Here is a 4,724-nt window from a genome sequence, read left to right as displayed (position 1 = left end):
ACACTCTGCTCGTTGGCTAGAATTCGAAACCACACCTCGCCGTTCAATCCAGACTCAACACTCAGGACATGGAATACCTCCCCCAGCGTCAACCAAGGCGACAATTCCGCCGACCCGTCATCCGAGATGGCTATGCATTTTACCTTCATGAAATCCCGTCCGCTCCAGATATATTATTAAATACGACCTTGTAATCGAAGCCATAGAACACCTAACCGGTCATCGGATTCTTGTAGAAGTCTGAAACTGCCAGACCGACTCTGGAATTACTGAGTAGAGTACTTGCCAAATCCTTCGGATATTTCCGACTGCCACCGCCGCGCTTGCGGACCCACTTCCAGATTTCCACTCCACCCTCTTCGCCCAGACAAACCCCAGAGTTTTCCGACCGAGGCCTTCCTCTGACATCCGGGGAGAAAATTGAATCGGAATACGCCCCAGTCAACCATGCGGCATCGAAGCATGCGACCTCGGCTTTCAAGGAGCCTTCGCACCGCTTCCAGCGCACGGTAGTTGGCGCAGCCGATGCTCCAGTTCTTCATCTGGTCTTCGGCGGCTTTGAGTCGCTACCGCGCTGAGTCTTCAGCTCCGACTCTTTATCCTGTGCACTCTGAACCCTGAACCGTGCCTCCTCCTCGTCGCTCGACTTCGAAACACAGTCGTTCTCCAGGTTGCGCATCGCCTAGCCACCGATATCGTTTGCGATCTGATTGCTGGTGGCCGTCACAGTGCCCATTGCCGCCGCCATCGCCTGCCGTCCGCCAGCAGCTTCTCGGCATTGGGCAGCGCATCGATCTAGCGATGCGCGGCAGCGGCATCCGTGTTCAAGCCCAGCTCGACGGCTGTGGTCTGCTTGCCACCGATAACGATGTTGCCTTCGGTCAGATTGGAATACGTGGTATTGCCATCACCGCCCTTCTTGATCATCGACAAGCCTGGACCGAAGTTCGGCGTGGCGCCTTCGACATGCTGCCTCCAGCCATCAATGGCACCGCCATAACCCCCACTGATGCCGGCCAAGGTCAAAGCCCTATGTGGAGCCAGAACGTTTAGTGCACGGGAAATTTTAGGTTCTTCTCCCATCTGAGGGGAGAAGGCGCACGGCCGGCCAGCTAGATTGTGGTTGTCGAGACTACAAACCGAGGCCGGCCGTGGCCAAGCTGGATTGTATGCCGTTGCTGGGAGGCTGGGCGGGTATCGCCTGGATGGATGGCGCCGCGAGTCACGTGGCGGAGCCACGTGGCTGGTGCTTTCGCTGTTGCCTGATTCACGCCGCCGACGCCGCTGCAGTGGCTGCGGCAAGTGGGTCGTGGCCATCCACGACCAGACGCTCCGGCGCATCCGTGACTTGCCCGTGTTCGACCAGCCGGTGGAGCTGGAAGTCCAGCGGCAGCGGCTGGCCTGCCCTCGCTGTGGGCCAAAATTGGAGCACTTGGATTGGCTGGAGCGGCATGCCCGRGTAACGCAACGGCTTGCGCAGAGCGTGGCACGCATGTGCGCCACCACCTCGATCCATGCCACCGCAAAGTGGCATGGTCTGGACTGGAAGACGGTCAAGGCGCTTGATTTCMGGCATCTGATGCAGACGCTGGGCCCAGTGGACCTATCGGACRTACGCGTGATCGCGATGGACGAGTTTGCGATCCAGAAGGGGCATCGCTACGCCACCGTGGTSGTCGAGCCATCGCGCAAGCGCGTGCTCTGGGTCGGCCGAGGACGCAGCCGCGCTGACATCCGTCCCTTCTTTGAGCTACTCGGCAGGGTCGGTTGCGAACGCATCCAAGCCGTAGCAATGGACATGAATTCGGCCTTTGATGTGGAGGTCAAAGCCCAGTGCCCCAATGCTGAAGTGGTCTACGATCTCTTCCACGTGGTGGCCAAGTACGGGCGCGAAGTCATTGATCGGGTGCGGGTGGACGAGGCCAATCGTCTGCGCACCGACAAGCCCGCGCGACGGGTGGTGAAGACCTCGCGCTGGCTCCTGCTGCGCAATCGGCAMAACGTCCCGGCCGAGCAGCGCGTCCAACTCGAGGAGCTGCTGGCMGCCAACAAAGCCCTGCTGACCACYTATCTGCTCAAAGACGACCTGAAGCAGCTGTGGCGCTACCGAAGCCAGAGCTGGGCGGAGAAGGCCTGGCGGTCATGGAAGCATCGCGCCCTGCGAAGCGGGCTGGAGCCGCTGCGCATCTTTGTCCGCCGTCTGCAGCCTTATCTGCCGGGCATCCTGGCCCACTGCCGGTGGCCTCTCGGGACGAACCTGGTGGAAGGCATCAATAACAAGATCAAGGTCATCAAGCGCGTCGCCTACGGATACCGAGACGACGCGTACTTCTTCCTGAAGATCCGGGCGGCCTTCCCCGGAGTTGGGTGAAGAACCTTATTTTTCCCATGGCTCGCAAAGACGAAGTCGTCGCCGCCATTGTTAAATCCTGCCATCCTTTCCATTCCCTGAAAGAGCCTCCGCCTGAGGCTCCGATTTCATATCACAAAGATGACAGGCGCGTAGCTCGCAACAAGCAGGTCTGCAAGGCATTCCCGTCACGCGGCCACGAGTACCAAGACGATTGGAATGCCGGAGCAGTCAGTCGGGTTTCTCTATCGTTAGAAGGCTGCTTCGAATTCGGCTAAGCAAAAAAAATCCGATGCCATAGAACTGGCATCGGATCGTGAATCACATCAGCGAACGTGACACGTATTATCACGTTGCTGAAATTATTTAACGTTAGTCAACGACTCACTCGCTCAAGCGGTAAACAGCGCCTTCATCTTCTTCAGCGCGTTCGCTTCAACCTGGCGGATGCGTTCGGCCGACACGCCGTACTCGTCGGCCAGCTCCTGCAGCGTCACCTTGCTGTCCGCGTCCAGCCAGCGACGGCGGATGATGTCGCGCGAGCGCGCATCCAGTTCGGCCATGCCTTCGCGCAGCAGCTGCRGCTTGTTGTCTTCGCTGTCGGCGCGCTCGTAGGCCATCGACGGGTCTTCCGCGTCGGCCACCAGGTAGGCGGCCGGCGACGGCGGCGCGTTTTCGTTGTCTTCATCGCTGGGCGCGTCGAAACCGATATCGCGACCGGACAGGCGCGATTCCATTTCCAGCACTTCGCGCTCGGAGACGTTCAGGTCCTTGGCCACCGCGCGCACTTCGGCCGCGTTCATCCAGCCCAGGCGGGTCTTGGACTTGCGCAGGTTGAAGAACAGCTTGCGCTGCGCCTTGGTGGTGGCGACCTTGACGATGCGCCAGTTCTTGAGGATGAACTCGTGCATTTCCGCACGGATCCAGTGCACCGCGAACGACACCAGGCGCACGCCCATGTCCGGGTCGAAACGCTTCACGGCCTTCATCAGGCCGATGTTGCCTTCCTGGATGAGGTCGCCCAGCGCAAGGCCGTAGCCGTTGTAGCCACGGGCCACGTGCACCACGAAGCGCAGGTGGGAATGGACCAGTTCGCGCGCGGCGTCCAGATCCAGCTCGTCGCGGAAGCGACGGGCCAGATCCTGCTCGTCATCGACCGACAGCACCGGGATCTGGTGCACGGCACCGATGTAGGCGTCCAGCGAACCGAGCGCACTGGGAATCGGGAGATTGTTTGCCACAAGGGCAGTAGAGGTGTTCTGGCTCATAGCACTCATCTTAGCAGTCCGGCATTTGGACTGCTAAAGGGGAAAGAAGTTCCAGCGTTCTGTTCATGGGACGCTGGCACTGATCACTCGTCTAACGTACCGCGAAATGATGACAGTGGCGAGAGGGGGTGGATTGGGAAAACAATCCTTTTAAATCAATAGTTTGATCTGTTTAATGAGACGATGGAGCGTGTTTTCTGGCTGAACGGGCTCGCCGCCGTCACCCATTCAGCCGGAAAAGGTTGCCCGATGTTCAGGCACGCCGCCTCCGAAGGCCCGAGGCGATGCAGTCATGGTCGGTGGCCCCAGCCGGGCATGGCCCGGCTCTACCCACGACGTGGCCGAACGGGGACGATGGGTCGGTGGCCCCAGCCGGGCATGGCCCGGCTCTACCCACGACGTGGCCGAACGGGGACGATGGGTCGGTGGCCCCAGCCGGGCATGGCCCGGCTCTACCGACAGCAAACCGAARCCGACCGCCGAAGCCGCCATCTCCGGTAGTGCCACGCCATGCGTGGCAGGCCAGKCAATGCCGAAGATGGATRCGTGGCAGGCCAGACAATGCCGAAGCCACATGCATGGCAAGCCRGCCAACGCCAGGTGGGTCAGAAGCCCAGCCCGGCATGGCCGGGATCCACGCCAACGTGATTGACCGAGGCATGGTGRKTCGGYGGCCCAGCCGGGCATGGCCCGGCTCTACCGACAGCCCACCGACGCCTAGTAATACCCCGCCATATTCAAGAAGAACCCCTTCTGGTCATACCGCAGCTCGGTCATGTCATCGCTGAACTCGGTGAAGTTGTAGCCCACTCCGACCTTGAAGTTCTCCCCTACCCGTCGATCCAGCCCCACCAGCCAGCCCTTGCGCACGCCACCGTCGCGCACCTTCAACCAGCGGTGTTCGGCCAACCCTTCCCACTTCTCGAACAGGCGATAGCGCAGCTGCAGGGCGGCGAAGTCGGCGCGGCTGTCCAGCCAGGCGCCCTCGCCGCGACCGGTGCGGTAGTCGCCCCAGCGCGAGGCCAGCTTGCCGGCCAGTTCCCAGCGCGCGCCGAGCTGGCGGATGCCTTCCAGCGACAGCACCTGCGAACGCTGGTCATACAGGT

The 4,724-nt window shown here is 60.9% G+C and carries 3 protein-coding genes and 1 pseudogene; 1 reads left to right on the top strand and 3 read right to left on the bottom strand.

Going from position 1 to position 4,724, the window contains the following annotated elements:
• Positions 1-795: 795 nt before the first annotated feature.
• A complete protein-coding gene (locus tag ACXJKH_RS15175; protein ID WP_457320495.1) occupies positions 796-1,020 on the bottom strand; it encodes a hypothetical protein in 225 nt (74 codons plus the stop codon).
• Between the two features lie 145 nt (positions 1,021-1,165).
• Between ACXJKH_RS15175 and ACXJKH_RS15170 the strand changes: the two genes are divergently transcribed.
• Positions 1,166-2,371 carry an ISL3 family transposase gene (locus ACXJKH_RS15170; RefSeq protein ID WP_457320493.1) on the top strand — a complete coding sequence of 402 codons (1,206 nt, stop codon included), beginning with the start codon at positions 1,166-1,168 and terminating at the stop codon, positions 2,369-2,371.
• Positions 2,372-2,742: 371 nt separating this feature from the next.
• Here the strand turns inward: ACXJKH_RS15170 and rpoH are convergent, their stop codons facing one another.
• The gene (gene rpoH / locus ACXJKH_RS15165) at positions 2,743-3,618 is read right to left on the bottom strand and encodes an RNA polymerase sigma factor RpoH (RefSeq protein ID WP_457320497.1); all 876 of its coding nucleotides are present in this window, start codon (positions 3,616-3,618) and stop codon (positions 2,743-2,745) included.
• A gap of 717 nt (positions 3,619-4,335) precedes the next feature.
• A pseudogene (locus ACXJKH_RS15160) lies at positions 4,336-4,724 on the bottom strand (hypothetical protein); the annotation flags it as partial.

It is taken from the genome of Stenotrophomonas sp. P5_B8 (assembly GCF_054049855.1).
The sequence above is the reverse complement of the archived record's forward strand: the minus strand, read 5'-3'. Positions and strand labels throughout refer to the sequence as shown.